We start from the raw sequence: 17,611 nt of genomic DNA, 5'->3' as shown, positions 1-17,611 counted from the left end.
TGGTCGGACGCTGTCAAGTGGAGTGCAGATGCCTCCCTTAAAATGAAATACCAGAATGCGGTTTTAAATGAGTTGCGATGGCGCGGTCGAGCGCTTCGATTGCCTGTTGCGCGCCCTTTATACGACCACATGCCGCCAGCGACAATGCAGAGCTCGCCCCGAAGACGAGTTCGGATATTGCGTCTACCGACAACGTGATTGACGGGTTTTCGCCATTATGCATTGCCCCGTCTCCATTGATCGTCCACACGCCATTATTTTGGGGAATCAGTTGATCTTCAATCTGGAGAACAACATCTTGAGTAGCGTTGTAGCTGCGAGCATTTAGGAATTTGTGCAAGTCTAGCGGTCTGATCCAGCTCTCGTCGCGGAGTTCCGACGTTTGCACAGCGCGCAGGTTTTCGACAAACAGAGGTAGTGGATCGTCAACCGGTCGTGACGGCAGAATGACCCTGTGAAGGATATCGCGGGAGAGCAAGTGGCCGATTAGTGCGCGCCAGGCGTCGTCGTCGTGAGCCACCAGATCATCGACAATTGCTGTTCTTTGCGTAGAAGTAAACCAGTTGTCCGATGACTGAATATGAAACCTTATATATCCCCGTTCGGCACCCTCGGCCCCAACCACCACTGCGTGATGGGGTGCCGATGCCTGTCTGGTGCGAAACTCCTGTATTCTCCACCACGCGTTCCAGCGTGCCAAGGTTGCTGCTCGCGGCGTCGGAATCGCATTGGCAATTCTCTGGAATAAGTCAAAGCTCTCAACTGCATCGACAACACGTAAATCACTATGCCGTTCGAGTTTCGGCCGCCCGCCATTGGAAAGGTCAACCTCCTGCCGAACAGACCAAGATGCGATGCCGTATCCGTAGCGTCCATAGATGCGAGCATCGGACGCACACAAGCCCGCGACCACATAACCTTGAGCATGAGCCCGCCGTAACTGTTCGGTCAAAAGCGCGCGGGCGACGCCTTTACGCGTTTGGGTCGGGGCGACACCAACATGTGTAACAGCGAGGTGACGGACGGAATTGCCGCCGGGCAGTGAAATGGAGCTGTCATAGCCATTGACGACACCCAGTAACTCCTCACCTAAGAACCAGCCAAGAGGAGAACCGCTTTCGAGGTAAGACGTTTCCGCCTCTGCACTTGCCCGGCCAATGTCGCCGATACCAAGCATAGATTGCCGAAACTGGGCGAATGCCTGGCGTCTCCCTTCCGTGTCTGCGAGCGATTGAACCTCAATGTGGTTGGACTGATAAGTCATTTGACCGATCCTGAAATCTGGAAACTGTATGTCCGCGGCGGACATATACGGAGAGTGTATTCGACACAGCAAATGCTGGCAGCACTTGCCGCGAAGAGGATCAAATTCGCCTCACGCAATGGCAGCAAGAACGCCGCGGGATTTTAAACGTGCGGCTGCGCCCTCGCCGAAATGCCAGGCCTCTTCCAAATGCGGTTGACCGGAGAGGATGAAATGATCAAAGCCTGCCTTATGATAGGTCTCGATCAGGTCAGCCACCTGTTCATGGCTACCAACCAGTGCAGTTCCCGCGCCGCCACGCACAAGGCCGTAACCGGACCACACACCGGGGTGGATTTGCAGTTCACGCGCCGATGTAGGCAAGCCTTCACGACCGGCATGAAGGGCGGTCATGTGGCTTTGTCCAACTGCTTCCGATTTTGCCGCAAGGTTTTTGGCGTTAGCCACCTGCTTGGGGGAAATCCAGTCAAGCAGCTTGTCGGCCACCGCCCATGCCTCATCCTCGGTGTCGCGGGAAATCACATGTAGGCGGATACCGAATTTCAGGTCACGCCCCTTCGCGGCCGCCTGTGCTTTCAGCTTTTTGATGTTGTCTGCCTCAAGCTCCGGCTGACGCCCCCAGACCAGATAGACATCGGAATGCGAGGTCGCGACTTCGGTTGCCGCACTACTTGCGCCACCAAAGAAGATTTGCGGCAGGCCATAGGGTGCCGCATTGATGCGCGCTTCGCGTATGTCGTAATGTTTGCCCTTGAAGGAAAACGGTTCACTGGCGTTTTCATCGGAGACGCCGCGCAGCACCTGAATGAATTCCGACGTGCGCTCATAACGGGCGTCATGGTCAAGATGGTCGCCAAACCGCGCCTGTTCAAAGCGATCGCCACCGGTTACCACGTTGAGCAGCAAACGACCCCGAGTCACCCGCTGGAAGGTGGCTGCCTGATGCGCAACGAGGGTTGGTGAAATCAGGCCCGGGCGGAAGGCGACCAGAAATTTCAGCCGTTTTGTCTCGGCCGATAGGGCAGCGGTGGCAATCCATGCGTCTTCACACCAGGTGCCGGTTGGGGTCAGTACGGCGTAAAAGGGTTGCGCTTCGGCCGCCCGTGCGACTTCGCCAAGATAGGCGAGGGTGGGCGCACGGTAACCACCGGCAAAATCGATAAGGTGGCTGTCATTGCCGGAACCTGTCAGACCGCGGCTGTCGCCATTGGTCGGTAGATACCAGTGCAGATAAATTTTGCCACTCATGGCCGGATCTCCGAAACGACGGATGAAGGTCGCTTCTGTAGTGAAGAAATGCTGTTGTGTTTCATGCGAAGTCTCGTTCTGTGAAGGAGGGAAGCCGGTGGTCTGCTTGTTCGCGCCGACCCGGTACGGAGGCGATTAGTTTGCGCGCATAGTCTGATTTTGGTGCGCGAATAAGCGCATCGGCGGGGGCAACCTCGACAATCTGGCCGCGCTGCATCACCGCAATCCGGTCGGCAATCGACACGGCGACCCTGAGGTCGTGGGTGATGAACAGCATCGACAGGCCAAAATCCTTTTGCAACTCAGTCAGCAGCGTGAGAACCTGCGCCTGCACCGAAACATCGAGTGCCGAGACCGGCTCATCGGCTACCAGCAATCTGGGCTGCAGCATCAGGGCACGCGCTAGTGCGATACGCTGGCGCTGACCGCCGGAAAAGGCGTGCGGCTTGCGGTCGGCGGCGCGCACATCAATGCTCACCCGGCGCAAAAGCTCGTTCATCCGAGCCTCGGCCTCATCCCTGCTGACGCCGAAATGCCGGGCAGCTTCGATCAGGATACGACGAATGCTGTGGCGCGGATTGAGGGAGGATTGCGGGTCCTGAAACACCATCTGCACCAGCGGGCGTCGCTCGCGGATAAACAGGTCCTTGGCGCGGGCTATATCCTCTCCCGCAAATCGGAATGTGCCGGCATCCCGTTCAATCAGCCCGGTAATGACCTGACCGAGCGTTGATTTTCCCGAACCGCTTTCCCCGACCAGAGCAAGTGTTTCACCCTGCCGCAGCAGTATGTCTACACCACCTAGGGCTGCCACCGGTTCACGTGCCGTGGGCAGCAGGCGGCGCGGGGCCGCATGGGTTTTACGGATGCCGTCAAGCTGCAGTAGAACGGCACCATCGACCGGTGGGCGATGTCTGTTGTCATCAAGGTCAGGCACGGCTGCCAGCAAGCGGCGTGTATAGGGGTGCTGCGGCCGCGCCAGCAGATCAGGGGCGGTGCCAGTCTCAACGATTTCGCCGTTCTGCATGACCACGATACGGTCGGCAATGTCGGCAACCACACCAAAGTCATGGGTGATAAACAGCACGGCAAGGCCGCGTTTTTCGCGCAGATCAAGGATCAGTTTGAGGATTTCCGACTGGGTTGTGACATCCAGCGCCGTGGTCGGTTCATCGGCAATCAGCAGTTCCGGTTCGCAGGCAATGGCCATGGCAATCGCCACGCGCTGCCGCTGCCCGCCAGACAGTTCATGCGGATAGCGCTGGCCGATCGTGTCCGGCTCCGGCAGCTTCATGGCGGCAAACAGTGCAGCGATCTTGTCCTTAGGTGCAGGAAAACCGTGCGCCTCAAGCGTTTCCGTCACCTGCCGACCAACCGTCAACAGCGGGTTGAGTGCAGTCATCGGCTCTTGAAAAATATAGCCAATGCGCGTGCCACGCAGTCTGCGCAGCTGTACCTCATTGAGAGAGAGAATATCCTGCCCGTCAAAGGACAGAGCACCGCCGGTAACCTTCAATGTGTTGCCTGGCAGCAGACCGGCAATGGCTGAGGCAAGCACTGATTTGCCCGAACCGCTTTCGCCGACGATGCACAGCACCTCGCCGCGTTTGATCGACACCGTGGCGTTGGACACAGCAAGAGATCGATCAGCCCTTTTGGGAAGGGCAATGTCGAGCCTGTCTATGGCAACAAGTGGGGTGCGTTTCTGGCTCATGGCTGATGCCTCCCGGCATGTTTGGGGTCCAGCCAGCGTTCCAGCCCATCACCAACCAGATTGAAGGCGAGCACAGTCAAGAAAATTGCCAGCCCCGGCAGGGTCGACAGCCACCAGTTGACGCTGAACGAGGTTCTGCCGGACGCGAGCAGGAACCCCCAGGACACGGAGTCGCGACTGCCAAGGCCAAGAAAGCTGATGCCGGATTCAATCATCACAGCACCCGCAATCAGCAGCGAGGCCTGCACCACCACCTGCGGCAGCACATTGGGCAACACATGCAAAAGGGCAATGCGCAGATGCGACAGGCCACTGATACGCGCAGCGTGCACCCAGTCGAGACGCCGCAGCGACAGTACTTCGGCCCGCACGATCCGCACGATGGGCGGCCATGAGATCAAAGCGATTGCAAACACGACGGTCCAGCGGGTGGGCGAGAGAATAGCAACGATCATGATCGTCAGCAGGAAACCGGGGATTGTCTGGAAAAACTCGGTGATGCGAATGATCAACTCGTCAACGATCTCGCCAAAGTAACCGGCCAGCAGCCCGAGCACGACACCGAGGCTGACGGCAAAGGCAACGACACTGACGGCTACTGCCAGCGTTGCCCGGCTGCCATGCACGAGACCGGCGGTCAGGTCACGCCCCAGCATATCGGTACCAGCGGGAAAGCCAGGCGAGAGGGGCGGCAGGTTTGGCCGCGCCACCATACGCCATGGATCGCCGGGATAGATCAGATCGGCAAAGATCACCAGAATTGCCAGTGCGGCCAGCACCGCAAATCCAAAGATCACAGGTGGTCGGAGCAGGGGATGGTTTGGCCAGCTGATCATACCGTTCCCTCCCGCTCAAGGCGCGGATCGATCAGCCGATAGGCGGCATCAGCAATAAGATTGGCAAGGATCACCCCGAAGGACGAAACGATGAATACGGCGAGAAGCACGTTGTAGTCACGGGTGGTCAGCGCGTTGAACGCCAACCGGCCAATGCCTGGCCAGGCAAACACCGTCTCGACAAGGATCGATCCGCTAATCAACTGGCCCGCCTGCCAGGCAGCAATGGTGATGGTCGGCAACAGGGCGTTGCGCAGCAGATGGTCTCGCCAGATCCGCCAGGGCGACAGGCCCTTGGCGCGTGCCGTGCGAATGAAATCCATACCGGACACCTGAAGAAGTGCGGTGCGCGACACCCTTGCATGGATCGACATGTGGAAAAGCCCGAGCGTCAGCACCGGCAGCACCATATGGGCCAGACGGTTGACAAAGGCGGGCCACCCGCCTTGAGAGGCAAGGGCCGGTGTTTCCATGCCATAGGAGGGCAACCAACCAAGTTTGACGGAAAAGATGATGATGAAGACGAGGCCGACCCAGAACATCGGCATGGCAAAAAACGCCACCGATATGGTGGTGATGATGCCATCCAGCGCCGAACCCGGCTTTCTGGAGGCAAGGGCACCCAGTGTCACACCGAGCACGACCGAGAACAGAAAACCGCTGATCGTCAGCACTAGCGTTGCCGGAACCTTTTCCAGCACGATATCGACCACCGGCCGCTGATCACGGTAAGACAGCCCAAAATCGAAGGTGGCGACACTCTGGAGATATTTCCACAGTTGCAGATAGACCGGTCCATCCAGCCCGAGGTGACGGCGCAGGTCTTCGACAAAGGCCGGGTCACTACCGCCCTGATCGCCGGCCAGAATGAGCGCCGGATCACCCGGCGCCAGACGCAGCAGCAGGAAACTGCCAATGACCACAAAAAGCAGGGTCAGCAGGGCCTTGGAAAGCCGCAGCCCAATGGCATAGGCGGTAAGCGTCGTGTCTTGCCTCACTGCCATCACTTCTTCAACCAGACGTTGGCAAAATTGTCATCAGTGCCGAGCGCCGTGGTAATCAGGTCCTGAACCCTGTCCCGGTAGAGCGTCGGGAAGACAATGTCGTGGGTCCATACCATTGGCACATCATGCGACAGGATTTTCTGAACCTTTGAGTAGATTTCCTTGCGCTTGGCGTCGTCCTGCTCATGCGCACCCTGATCGAGCAGGGCATCCACTTCCGGGTTTGAATAACCGTTGATGTTGCCGCCGGTGCTGCCGGCATTGTCGCCTTTGACGGTCTTGTAACCGTAGGAAATACCAATGCCCGGATCGGCCGCGGTGTAAACGAAGTTCTGGGCGATATCGTAATCGAATGTAGTAAGGCGTTTGAACCAGCCGGCAACGTCAACCGACTGTATCTCCACCTTGATACCGACCGCGCCCAGTGCCTCGCGCAGATATTCCGCCTGCCGCGACCACAATTCACCGTAAGGCAACGGCACCAGCTTCAGGGTGAAACGAGTGCCATCGGCGTCGGCCTTGTATCCGGCTTCATCCAGAAGGGCTGCGGCTTGTTTCGGATCATAGGGATAGGTGGTCTCGACGCTGACATCCTTATAGGCTGACAGGCTGGAGAACGGGCCGTTGATCGGTTTGCCATAACCGGCAAAAATGGTGTTGATGATGAAGTCGCGATTGATCGCTTGGGTGATGGCCTGACGGACTTTCTGGTTGGCGAGGACCGGGTTGCGGTTGTTGATATGCACATATCCGATCGGCTGCAGGAACTCCCAACCTCCTTCGTTGATCGCAACGCCCTCAAGTGCCGAAAGGCGTGGAATGTCGAAGTTTTCAACGTCACCTGAGCGAAGTACATCGACCTGTCCAGTTTCAAACGCAATGGCGCGGGAATTGGCATCGGGCACGATCTGGAAATCGATCTCATCGAGATAGGGTTTGCCCGCATCCCAATATTTGTCGTTGCGAACCAGACGGATGCTGCTGCCTTTTTTCCACTCCGAGAACTTGAACGGGCCGGTTCCGATAAATTCGGAATTGGCAGGCGCGGTGCGCAGATCGGTAACGCCGACATATTTATGGGCCGGAACGATCGCCACATTGAGCGACCACAGGAAGGCCGGGTAAGGAGCCTTCAGCCTAAAGACGACAGTCAGATCGTCAGGCGTTTCAATATGGTCGATCTGGGCGCTGAGATCTTTTGAGCGTGCATGCTGGATTGGCAGGAAATCGCCGATACTGAAGGCAACATCCTTGGATGTGAAGGGCTCGCCATCATGCCAGGTAACACCGGAGCGCAGCTTGAACGTATAGGTCTTGCCATCGGCGGGAATCTCCCAGCTTTCCGCCAGCCGCGGAATAGGTGTGATGTCCTTGGCCGAATAGCCAAGCAGCGAATCGTAGATCTTGTTGCCGACAAATGTCGCCGGACCCAGCCGGTTGATGCCGGGATTGAGCGAGATGGGCTCTGGCTGGACGATCAAGTTCAGTATGCCCCCGGTCTCCGCCGAAAAAGCCGTGGACGCGAGGGCCGTGCCGACAATCGCTCCGGTTAATCCAAGCGCAAATGATCTCCAACCGCGTGCAAGCATTTTTTGAATCCTCAATCTATAGATTTAATAGATATGATCTAAAAACGGATCAAAGGTGCGCTGCTTCTGTTCTAAATTTGGGCCGATAAATGAAATTCTTCTATCGCGAAGTAGTGAAGGTATGACTTCGTGGTACCGCTCGCGAGAACGAGCAAACGAAAGGTAGCGGAAGCGTATTTCTCATCCCATGCGTGAGGCAGGCATATATTTTCCCGAACGCGCGGAGTTTGGAACTTTGCGACACTCGCGGAGTTTTAAAAATCTATAAATATTATAGACATTATCAATTAAGGTTGCTCAGATGAAATCATACTCTCGCCGCGCCGCTACGAGGCTCGTTGTATCGAGCCTTGCCACGACTTTTGCACTAGGGGGACAGGCGCTGGCAAGTGAGCCGCAATATGGCGGTACGCTGCGCATTGCTTCCCTGCAGGCGGATCTCGACGCCTTTGATCCGCTGACGGGTTACAGCACCGATTCCTGGGAGATCCTGCGTGCAGTCACCCGACAGCTGGTCACCTATCCCGGCGCATCCACCGACATCAAGGACGATACCAAGCTGGTGCCCGACCTTGCCAAGTCCTGGGACGTGTCGGATGAAGGCAAGACCTACACCTTCCACCTGAAGGACGACGTCTTCTTTTCCGGGCCCATCGACCGCAGGATCGTAGCGGGCGATTTCGTTTATAATATCAAGCGCTTCTGCGATCCGAACAAGCAGGTCGCCGCCATCAACTACTTCAACCTGGCGATCTCCGGCTTCAAGGCCTATTGTGAGGAGTTTGCCAAGGTTCCACCAGGGGATCTGGCCGCAACCAAGGCATTCACCGATTCCCACGAAATCTCTGGTGTCAGCGCCCCTGATGACAAGACACTCGTGATCAGGTCGGATTCAAAAAACTACGACTTCCTCAACATTCTCTCGATGAACTTCGTGTCGCCACTGCCACCGGAAATCGCTTCGAAATATTTCCCTGACTCGGCCGAGTTCCGGAAGAATTTCCCCTCCAGCGGTCCTTATTACGTGGATAGCTATCAGGACGGCCAGAAGCTGGTGCTGAAAAAGGCCAATAGCTTCAAGCCGGAAAGCGACGAAGCCCGGAAAGCCTATGTTGATGAGATCGTCGTTGATTTCACCGCCAACAGCGAAGACAGCATCGTGCAGAAGATCGAGGCGGGTGAAGCGGATCTGTCGCTCTATCTCGACACACCACCAAGAACCGCAATCAGACGTTTCCAGACCCAGAAGGCGGAACAGCTGCATTCGTCCAACAGCGGTGCGGCCAACTTCATCACCTTCAATGCCCGCCCGGAAGCCCAGAGTGATGGTGCCAATGCGCTGAGAAAGCCGGAAGTGCGCCAAGCTCTGACCTATGCCGTCAACCGCGCCCATCTCGTGCAGGTGCAGGGGGGGGCGATTGCCGCCGTGCCGCTGTCGCAGATCATCACCTCGACCATTCTCGGTCATGAGGCGTTTGATCCTTATCCGACCGAAGGAGACAAGGGTGACGCGGCAAAGGCCAGGGAGCTGTTGGCAAAGGCCGGGTACCCGAATGGTGTGAAGTTTGATGCCATCTACCGCACCACCGCCCAGTTTGAGGCGATTGCCGTAGCGGTGAAGGAAGATGTGGCAGCCGCCGGGATCGAGCTTAACTTGATCCCGGTTCCGCCCACCCAGTGGTATGCCTTCATTCAGGACGCCAATAGCCGATGGGATATCTCGCTCGGAGGACAGTTTGCACCAGACTGGCAGGGGCCAAGCACGCGCATGCTTTTGGGTGGTTGGCTCAACTCGGATGCCGCACCTTGCGGTACCGGCAACGTCAACTCAATCTGCTACAGCAATGCCGAACTGAACAAGCTGGCCGCCGAGGCATTCCCTTCGGATGATCCTGGTCCGATCTGGGCCAAGGCTGACAAGATCGTCTCCGCCGACATTCCGTGGATCCCGCTGTTCGAAAAGCGCAAGATCGCATTCACCTCAGACCGTATTACCCACTGGGCATGGTCTTCGCTGGCCGTTCAAGCCGACATCACCAACATCGCAGTGAAGAAATAAGACCGATGAGCGTCTTTTCCGTACACGATTTGCAAGTTCGTTTTGGCGCCATCGAGGCTGTCAGAGGCGTATCGTTTGATGTCGCAGCGGGAAGGACGCTGGCTATCGTCGGTGAGTCCGGATCGGGCAAGAGCGCCAGCCTTCTGGAGGCGACTGGTCTCCTGCCAGCCTCGGCAAAGGTTCGCGGCAGTGTTCTCTACCGCGAGCGGGAGATACTGGGCGCATCACGGGCGGCGTTGCGAAAGATAAGAGGAGCCGAGATTGGTTTTATCTTTCAGGATCCGCTGAGCAACCTTCATCCGCTCAAGACGATTGGCGACCAGATCGGTGAAGCGATATCGGCTCACCGCTCCATCGGCAAAATGGAGAAGCGCGAGCGTGTGTTAGCGCTTCTCCACGACGTTGAAATATCGAACCCGGAAAAACGGCTGGGTGATTACCCGCGCCACCTGTCCGGCGGCATGCGCCAGCGTGTGATGATTGCCATTGCCATTGCGCTCAACCCCGGCCTGATCTTTGCTGATGAGCCAACCACGGCACTGGATGTCACCGTTCAGGCCTCCATTCTTGATCTGTTGCGGCGGCTGCAGGAACGGCACGGTACCGCGCTGGTCTTAGTCAGCCATGATCTGGCCGTTGTCTCTGATATCGCCGATGATGTTGTGGTGATGCGCGATGGTCTCGTCGTTGAGCGCGCTACCGCCGATGCGATCTATGCCACGCCAAAACATGCCTATACGCGCGAATTGTTGAGTGCAGCACGGCTGGATGGCCCGAGAACCTACGCACAGTCACCTGCGGCCAGCTCAAGCCAGTCGCTGCTTGATGTGGACGGTCTCGGCCGATCCTTTGTTGCTGACCAGCCGGTGCTTGAAGATGTTACCTTTTCCATCGCCAAGGGAGAAATTCTCGGGCTGGTCGGGGAAAGCGGTTCTGGAAAATCAACCATTGGGCGGTTGATTGCCGGTCTTGACCGGCCGGATGACGGCTCCATTGCACTGTCCAGCGTCAATTACGCACGGGCCGGGCGCCCGACCACACTGACCGGCGCAGCACGCCGTGACATTCAGGTGATCTTTCAAGACCCTTACGCCAGCCTCAATCCGCGGCGCACTGTTGAAGCCATTCTTGGCGACAGTTTCGTCATTGCCGGTGAACGCGACCGCACGCGCCTGCGCCAGCAGGTCCGCCAATTGCTGGCAGAGGTGGAACTGCCGGAGGCCATTGCCACCCGTTTCCTGGCTCAGCTCTCCGGCGGTCAGCGGCAACGCGTTGCCATTGCACGGGCAATTGCCTCGCGCCCATCGCTTGTCGTGGCGGATGAACCGGTGTCGGCACTCGATATCACCACACAGGCCAAGATCGTTGAACTGCTGCGCCGTCTGCGCGACCGGCTGGGAATTTCTTTCCTGTTCATTTCCCATGATCTCGGTGTGGTCGGTGAATTATGCGACCGCGTCATCGTGCTGGAGAAGGGGCATATCGTTGAAACTGGCCCAACCCGACGTATCTTTGAGCGGGCCGAACATGCCTACACAAAACGTTTGCTGGCTTCGATGCCCGGCGGCAAACGGCAACTCGTCAAGACAGTTGTGAAGGCCGTATCCTATGTCGGTTGATATTATCGAGGAGGCACCGCGCCGTCACTGGTTGCCGGAATTTGCCACTGTCTTGTGGTGTGAGCGAAGCGTGCGGGTTGGTGCCATCATCGTCTTTGCCGTGCTCGCCGCCGCCGCCTTGGCACCTCTGGCCGCCTATCTAACCGGGCATGGCCCGACAGACCTGTTTCCGGATGTGGCGCTGGATGAAATGGGCCTGCCGGTTGGACCGTCATGGGCTTTTCCGCTGGGCGCTGATGGCAATGGCCGAGATGTGTTTGTGCGCACACTTTATGGCGCGCAGATTTCACTGCTGGTCGGCATTCCCGCCACCACCGCTGCGATGATCATCGGCACGCTGATTGGCATGATCAGCGGTTTTCTTGCCGGCCGCATCGACCGGATCATCAGTCAGGCCATTGATGTTGCCATGTCGTTTCCCTTCGTCGTGACGGCGCTCAGCCTGTTGTCGCTGAACAGGGGGGAGCAAGGCATGCCGCTGATTTCGCCTGTTGTTGTCGTTGTTTTGATGATTGCGCTATTTTCCTGGACCTATTTTGCCCGCCTGACGCGTGGCATGGTGCGAGAACTGCGCTCAAGCCCGATGATTGAGGCTTCGCTGGTGGCGGGCGCTTCGAATTCCCGCATCATCTTTCTCGATATTCTGCCCAACATCCTGCCGACCTTGCTGGTCTATTGGGCGGTGCAGCTTCCGGCCAATATCGTGGCCGAGGCAACCCTGTCCTTTCTCGGCGCCGGCATTCAGGCACCGATGCCAAGCTGGGGCAACATGATTGCCGAAGCACAGCGCACCTCGCTTTATCAGGACCAACCCTGGTTTCTGGCTGGACCCGCCCTTGCGCTTTTTCTCACGGTGGTCGGCTTCAATACCCTGAGTGCGGGTTTGCGAACCGTGCTCGACCCGCATCAGAGGCGTTTATAACCCATGACCAGAAACCTCTTTTCAACCGTGTTTCGGTCCGCATCGACACTCGTCATTGTGCTGATCCTGTCCTTCTTCATCACCCGCATTGCCTATCGCAATCCAGCGGCTATGCTGGCACCACGCAACGCCACGCAGGAAATCATCGACGGTGTGGCGCGGGCCCTACGCCTCAACGAACCATGGTACGACCAGCTGTGGTATTACCTGTTTCGTGGACCTGACATTCAGGGCGCGCCGATGGGGTTGATGCACTGGCCGCCAGCGCTTGGGTTCTCGTTTCGCAAGCAAGCGCCAGTCACCGATCTCATCCTTGCAAAGGCCCCGGTGACTATCTCGCTGGCACTTGGTGCGCTGGTCATCTGGATGGCGATCTCGATCATTTCGGGCGTTGTCGCCGCCCGATGGCATGACCGCTTCATTGACCATGTTCTGGCGTTTTTTGCCTATGTCGGACTGTCGATCCCGACGTTCCTAAGCGGCATCCTGATTTCCTATTTCTTCTTTTATCAGCTGACCAACCACGGTTACGGCTGGTTTCCGAGCAGCGGTTATGTGCCCTTGACGGAAAATCCGCTGGAATGGGCACGGCATCTGGCATTGCCATGGGCAACGCTGGCCATTGCAGAAATCGGCGTTTTCCAGCGCATCGTCAGGGCTGGCATGCTCGACGTGCTGGGGCAAGATTATATTCGCACCGCCCGTGCCAAGGGGCTCAGCGAAAGCCGCATCTACCTGTCGCACGCATTGAAGGCAGCCCTCAATCCCATCATCACGCTGGGTGGGCTGGAGCTTGCCGTGATTATGGGCGGTGCAATCGTTACGGAGACGATCTTCGGGCTTGATGGCATTGGCCGCATGGCGATTACCGCCGCACTGGACGGTGATTTCCCGCTGGTCATCGGCACGACGATCTTTGCCGCATCCGTCTTCGTGGTCTGCACGCTGATTGTTGATCTGATCGCGCAATGGCGTGATCCGGCGTGACGCTGCGTGACCTGGCCAATCCTATTCGGCGCGCTGATGCCGGCGCGTACCCCTCAAACTCGACAACCATGCAGATGGGGCATCAAGGCCCGTCGCCAATACAACAGACACTTCGCACGGCATCTTTTCCGGATGCTGCGCTACTATGAAGGAGAATGACGTGACCGCAGTGGATGCAACGCTTTCCCGTAGCTATTTGCGCCCCGCAACCGCCAGGGAAGAGGCGCTCATTGAGCGTTTCCAGCCGGTCTTTGACCGTATTGCCGAAGGCAGTATCAAACGTGAGCGCAACCGCACCTTTCCATTTGAACAGGTGCAGTGGTTGAAGGATGCTGATTTTGCTCTGGTGCGTATTCCGGTGGAATTTGGCGGTTTTGGTGCCTCGCTTGAACAGGTGTTTTTCCTGCTGGCGCTGTTGGCAGAGGCCGACGCCAATGTCGCCCATATCTGGCGCAACCATCTGGCCTTTGTCGAGGACCGCCTGAATGCCCGGCCATCCGCCGCCAATGAGCGTTGGCTGCAGCGCTTCCGCGACCGTGAATTTGTCGGTGGCGGCTGGACGGAAGCCAATAACGGCACCTATGCCACCATCAAGACCACGGTCACCAAAACCGATGACCATTACCGGGTATCCGGCGCCAAATTTTATGCCACCGGTAGCCTTTATGCCGACTGGTTGGATGTTATCGGCAAGGATGCCGAGGGCACGCTGATCACCACCCTGGTCAACCGCCACCAGCCCGGCGTTGAACTGACCGATGACTGGCCGGGTTTTGGCCAGCGCACTACGGCCAGCGGCAGCGCGGTCTACAGGGATGTCGTGGCGCATGAGGGCGATGTGTTCCCGGCCAGCGAACGTGTTGTTTACCAGGGGCATTTCTACCAGACGGCGCTGCTGGCGGTTCTGACCGGCATTACCCGGGCTGTGCTGCGTGATGGCATCAAAGCGCTCAAATCACGTGGTCGCAATTATCCGCAAGGGCTTGATCCCGTGCCGGCACTGGATGCGCAACTGCTGCAGGTGATTGGTGAGGTATCGGCACGGGCCTTTACGACCGAAGCGGCATTGCGCCGTGCGGCAGGTTCGATTGACCTGATTGCAGCGGCCCATGCAGTCGGTGATGTGGAACTGCGTGACAAACGTACCACGGCCGGTGAAGCGGCTGTCGCTCAGGCGCAGATCGCCATTGTCGACAACACGCTTTATGCGGCAACCCATGTGTTCAACGCGCTTGGCGCCTCGGCCACCTCGGAGGAAACCGCGCTTGATCGCCACTGGCGCAACGCCCGCACGCTGGCCTCGCACAACCCAGTTGCTTACAAGGCGCGCATCCTGGGCGACTATCTGGTCAACGACAAGTCGCCGGTGTCGAGCCTGGCACGGCTTGGTCGGGGCGGGCAGGGCAACTGAGGAGCGGTACCATGACCAGATCTTATCTCGCTCTTGCTCTGGCCGGTCCACATCTGGTGGAACTGACCGGTAGCCGTGAACTGCTGTCGCGCTGGGATGCCTTGCCGGTCGCCTTTACAGTGCTTGGCATCGACCGCATTGACGGTAGTGAACCGGCAGCCGTGACGCTGGCCAGCAGTGCTGCCGGTGCTACGCTGGCGGGTGCGACAGACAACGGCCGTTTCCTGATTGCCGCTGCACCACAACGCGACCACCCCTATAATCTGGCACGGCGTGTTGTGTCGCTTGGCCATCTCTCCGGCGGCCGCAGTGGCCTGCTTGTCGGCATTCGTGATGCCTATGCACCGGAGGGGCCAAAGGATGCTCCGGCATGGGGTGGGGCAGGGCTTGGCGGCGGCGCACAGCTGAATGCCAAGACGGCCTATGACACAGCCGTTGCCGTCAGGTCGCTGGAACAGAGTTGGCCGCATGACACGATCATCGGTGATCGTGAGAGCGGCATTCTCGTGCAGTCGGATCGCATCGTGCATGTCGATATTGCCAACAGCTTTTCAATTGCCGGACCGCTCAACGCACCGGAACCGCAAACCGGTGCCTCCGTCATTGCCTGGTATGGCCGCACGAAAGCGGATACGCCACCGGCGGGAGACGATAACCCAATTGAGTTGGTGCTTGGTGGCGCAGGCGTCGTGCCTGTTATTTCCTTGAGGGATACCCCACCAACTGAAGGTGTGTCTGGTGTCGTGCTGAAGGCGGGCAACGATCAGTCAGTGCGCGAGTTACTGGATGTGGCAGAGCGCTGGTTGGCAGATGGTTTTGTAGCAACGCCGCTTGGCGGTTCGCTGAGAGATGCCCTCAAGCTTTCTGCACCACATCCGCTGCCATCCACGGTGCGCGCCGCTTTCCCGGCGCCAAAACCTCACGTTTCTCTATAGACGGTATTGGAGACATTTCAGATGGCAAACAAACGATCTGGCCACGTCCTGCTCGGGGTCAACGTGCTGGTTCTCGGCTATCTTCCGGCGGCGTGGAAAACACCATTGCTGGAAAAGGATGCCTTCATTGATCCGGCCTATTGGGAAAACATTGGCAAAACGGCCGAACGCGGCAAGCTGGATGCGCTGTTTCTGGCCGACGGTCCGTTGTTGGGCGACCCCGCCTATGATGCCAATCCGGTACGGCTGGAACCCTCGGTCAATTGGGGGCACGTGGCGGCTGCAACTTCGCATGTCGGTCTGGTGGCAACGGCCTCTTCGACCTTCAACGATCCGTTTGAGCTGGCCGAACGCTTTTTATCCTGGGACCACCAGACGGGTGGACGTGCGGCATGGAATGTCGTGACCACGCGCGGCGTGCCAGCGGCTCGCAATTTCGGCATACCCGACATTCCGGCCCGCGATGACCGTTATGAGCGGGCCAGCGAATTTGTCGATGTCGTGCGGGCTTTGTGGGCTTCGGCGGCTGACGGGCGTGACATTGATCATCACGGCGAGTTTTTTGATATTTCCGGCCGCCTGCGTGTGCCGCCATCAAAACAGGGTCAGCCAATCATCTTTCAGGCTGGCGGCTCACCGCAGGGCCGCGCACTGGCAGGGCGTATTGCCGAAGGAGTGTTTGCGGCAGAACTGACCAAGACGCAGGCCATTGAACATTACCGGCTGGTCAAGGGATTCGCCCGCGACAATGGCCGTTCACCGGATGATGTGAAAATCCTGCCCGGCCTGCTGCTGAGCCTCGGCAGCACGGAAGAGGAGGCCCGTCGTCGCAGCGATGAAATCCATGATGCCAGCCCGGCATCCTATTCGGTGGGCTGGCTGTCGCAGGCCATCGGTTACGATGCCTCGAAGCTGGAACTGGACGAGCCGTTTCCTGAAGACGTCCTCGGGCCGATCAAGGACGCCAAGACCTTCGTTGGCAGTATCGGTTTTCGTGAATCCATCATCACGCAGATCCGCAAGACCAATCCGACGGTGCGCGAATATCTGCGCCAGACTCGTTACACCGGTTCGGGTCATGCCGGTTTTGTCGGTACGCCGGAACAGTTGGCGGACCATATCGAGGACTGGTTCCACGCCGGTGCCATCGATGGCTTCAACCTGCAACCGGACCGACTGATCGATGGTCTGCCAGTGATTGTTGATGAATTGGTGCCCATCCTGCGTAAGCGCGGTCTTTATCGCCACGAATATGCGACAGAAACTCTTCGCGGCCACCTCAAAGCAGCTTCGCCAACGCCTTTCGTCTGAGGCGTTGCAGGCGATATTTCTGCACAGGAATTTCCGATTTTTCCGGTCCAGATTCATGTCAACTCCGTTCAGGTCCGCCTCCTGCGACTTTCTGTCGACCAAGCTATGGCGGGGACCGCGCCATTCGCCAGCGACGAGCGTCGGCGAAATAATTCATCACCGACTGCTTCAGGAAGTTCGCCGCGTCGCACCCTGTACCGGTCTCCCCATCACAGTGATCGCCTACCGGCTGACCTTCTCAACGGCGTCGTATTTTACACGCTACTCCACGCGGTTATGGCAGGTGAGAAACCTACAACATTTCGCAGCCGAATGCGTGCTGCGAAGCAGCCAGCATAAGATATCTCGGCAATCCTGGTCTTGTTGCTCCCTATTGGCGAGCAGGTGCGGCGTGCCAGTCGAACTACGGGAGGGATGGCGATCACACTAGAAATATCATCTTACCGTGTTTGAACCCAAGGCTGGGCGTAGGAAGTTATGGAACTTGAAGAGCGCGTTTACACCACCACTTCCAATGAATGTCGGTATCGGTAGTTGTGAGCCCCCGCAACTTAGTATAAAAGAGTTGAAAATTACCATCGATTTTGACGTTGCCCCCAAGTTTTATCCAGTTTTGAGTTCGCTCCAGCGGTTTTGGGTTGCTGTATTCGGGGCGGTAGCGGCGGGTTGCGGTGCGGAGCCATTCCTGCTGCGCAGCACCGCATCACGTCGC

At 57.9% G+C, this 17,611-nt stretch carries 14 protein-coding genes; 8 read left to right on the top strand and 6 right to left on the bottom strand.

Going from position 1 to position 17,611, the window contains the following annotated elements; translation table 11 throughout:
• Window positions 1–37: 37 nt before the first annotated feature.
• From J9800_RS21710 to J9800_RS21685, 6 genes are all read right to left on the bottom strand, one after another.
• Complete coding sequence (locus J9800_RS21710) at window positions 38–1,264, bottom strand: GNAT family N-acetyltransferase (RefSeq protein ID WP_114217398.1); 1,227 nt, start codon at window positions 1,262–1,264, stop codon at window positions 38–40.
• A gap of 111 nt (window positions 1,265–1,375) precedes the next feature.
• Window positions 1,376–2,512: an LLM class flavin-dependent oxidoreductase gene (locus J9800_RS21705; protein ID WP_114217389.1), complete on the bottom strand. Its 1,137-nt coding sequence runs from the start codon at window positions 2,510–2,512 to the stop codon at window positions 1,376–1,378.
• A 61-nt stretch (window positions 2,513–2,573) separates the two neighbouring features.
• Window positions 2,574–4,226, bottom strand: coding sequence for a dipeptide ABC transporter ATP-binding protein (locus J9800_RS21700; protein WP_114217388.1), 1,653 nt, complete (start codon window positions 4,224–4,226; stop codon window positions 2,574–2,576).
• Entirely contained in the window at window positions 4,223–5,062 is an 840-nt protein-coding gene (locus J9800_RS21695) for an ABC transporter permease (protein WP_114217387.1), read from the bottom strand. The genes J9800_RS21700 and J9800_RS21695 overlap by 4 nt, the downstream gene beginning before the upstream one ends.
• On the bottom strand, window positions 5,059–6,066 hold the full coding sequence (locus J9800_RS21690; protein WP_114217386.1) for an ABC transporter permease: 1,008 nt from the start codon (window positions 6,064–6,066) through the stop codon (window positions 5,059–5,061). Before J9800_RS21690 ends, J9800_RS21695 begins: the two co-directional genes overlap by 4 nt.
• On the bottom strand, window positions 6,066–7,655 hold the full coding sequence (locus J9800_RS21685; protein WP_114217385.1) for an ABC transporter substrate-binding protein: 1,590 nt from the start codon (window positions 7,653–7,655) through the stop codon (window positions 6,066–6,068). Before J9800_RS21685 ends, J9800_RS21690 begins: the two co-directional genes overlap by 1 nt.
• Before the next feature lie 301 nt (window positions 7,656–7,956).
• Between J9800_RS21685 and J9800_RS21680 the strand changes: the two genes are divergently transcribed.
• From J9800_RS21680 to J9800_RS21645, 8 genes are all read left to right on the top strand, one after another.
• Window positions 7,957–9,714 (top strand): ABC transporter substrate-binding protein, encoded by a 1,758-nt coding sequence (locus tag J9800_RS21680; protein WP_114217384.1) that lies wholly within the window; start codon window positions 7,957–7,959, stop codon window positions 9,712–9,714.
• Window positions 9,715–9,719: 5 nt separating this feature from the next.
• Window positions 9,720–11,333, top strand: a complete 1,614-nt coding sequence (locus tag J9800_RS21675; RefSeq protein ID WP_210845932.1) for a dipeptide ABC transporter ATP-binding protein — start codon at window positions 9,720–9,722, stop codon at window positions 11,331–11,333.
• Window positions 11,323–12,255 carry an ABC transporter permease gene (locus J9800_RS21670; protein ID WP_114217382.1) on the top strand — a complete coding sequence of 311 codons (933 nt, stop codon included), beginning with the start codon at window positions 11,323–11,325 and terminating at the stop codon, window positions 12,253–12,255. Before J9800_RS21675 ends, J9800_RS21670 begins: the two co-directional genes overlap by 11 nt.
• A gap of 3 nt (window positions 12,256–12,258) precedes the next feature.
• Window positions 12,259–13,242, top strand: a complete 984-nt coding sequence (locus tag J9800_RS21665; protein ID WP_114217381.1) for an ABC transporter permease — start codon at window positions 12,259–12,261, stop codon at window positions 13,240–13,242.
• A gap of 160 nt (window positions 13,243–13,402) precedes the next feature.
• Window positions 13,403–14,653, top strand: coding sequence for an acyl-CoA dehydrogenase family protein (locus J9800_RS21660; RefSeq protein WP_205315997.1), 1,251 nt, complete (start codon window positions 13,403–13,405; stop codon window positions 14,651–14,653).
• 11 nt (window positions 14,654–14,664) lie between these two features.
• A complete protein-coding gene (locus tag J9800_RS21655) occupies window positions 14,665–15,588 on the top strand; it encodes an LLM class oxidoreductase (protein WP_114217379.1) in 924 nt (307 codons plus the stop codon).
• A 21-nt stretch (window positions 15,589–15,609) separates the two neighbouring features.
• Complete coding sequence (locus J9800_RS21650; protein ID WP_114217378.1) at window positions 15,610–16,899, top strand: NtaA/DmoA family FMN-dependent monooxygenase; 1,290 nt, start codon at window positions 15,610–15,612, stop codon at window positions 16,897–16,899.
• 484 nt (window positions 16,900–17,383) lie between these two features.
• On the top strand, window positions 17,384–17,611 hold a 228-nt coding region (locus tag J9800_RS21645; RefSeq protein WP_210845934.1), incomplete at its 3' end, for a hypothetical protein.

This window comes from Ochrobactrum sp. AP1BH01-1 (assembly GCF_018066705.1).
In the GTDB taxonomy this organism is placed as follows: domain Bacteria; phylum Pseudomonadota; class Alphaproteobacteria; order Rhizobiales; family Rhizobiaceae; genus Brucella.
The sequence above is the reverse complement of the archived record's forward strand: the minus strand, read 5'-3'. Positions and strand labels throughout refer to the sequence as shown.

Coding starts and splice junctions, on each gene's coding strand:
- J9800_RS21710 (WP_114217398.1), bottom strand. CDS start 1,264: ATGACTTATCAGTCCAACCACATTGAGGTTCAATCGCTCGCAGACACG.
- J9800_RS21705 (WP_114217389.1), bottom strand. CDS start 2,512: ATGAGTGGCAAAATTTATCTGCACTGGTATCTACCGACCAATGGCGAC.
- J9800_RS21700 (WP_114217388.1), bottom strand. CDS start 4,226: ATGAGCCAGAAACGCACCCCACTTGTTGCCATAGACAGGCTCGACATT.
- J9800_RS21695 (WP_114217387.1), bottom strand. CDS start 5,062: ATGATCAGCTGGCCAAACCATCCCCTGCTCCGACCACCTGTGATCTTT.
- J9800_RS21690 (WP_114217386.1), bottom strand. CDS start 6,066: ATGGCAGTGAGGCAAGACACGACGCTTACCGCCTATGCCATTGGGCTG.
- J9800_RS21685 (WP_114217385.1), bottom strand. CDS start 7,655: ATGCTTGCACGCGGTTGGAGATCATTTGCGCTTGGATTAACCGGAGCG.
- J9800_RS21680 (WP_114217384.1), top strand. CDS start 7,957: ATGAAATCATACTCTCGCCGCGCCGCTACGAGGCTCGTTGTATCGAGC.
- J9800_RS21675 (WP_210845932.1), top strand. CDS start 9,720: ATGAGCGTCTTTTCCGTACACGATTTGCAAGTTCGTTTTGGCGCCATC.
- J9800_RS21670 (WP_114217382.1), top strand. CDS start 11,323: ATGTCGGTTGATATTATCGAGGAGGCACCGCGCCGTCACTGGTTGCCG.
- J9800_RS21665 (WP_114217381.1), top strand. CDS start 12,259: ATGACCAGAAACCTCTTTTCAACCGTGTTTCGGTCCGCATCGACACTC.
- J9800_RS21655 (WP_114217379.1), top strand. CDS start 14,665: ATGACCAGATCTTATCTCGCTCTTGCTCTGGCCGGTCCACATCTGGTG.
- J9800_RS21650 (WP_114217378.1), top strand. CDS start 15,610: ATGGCAAACAAACGATCTGGCCACGTCCTGCTCGGGGTCAACGTGCTG.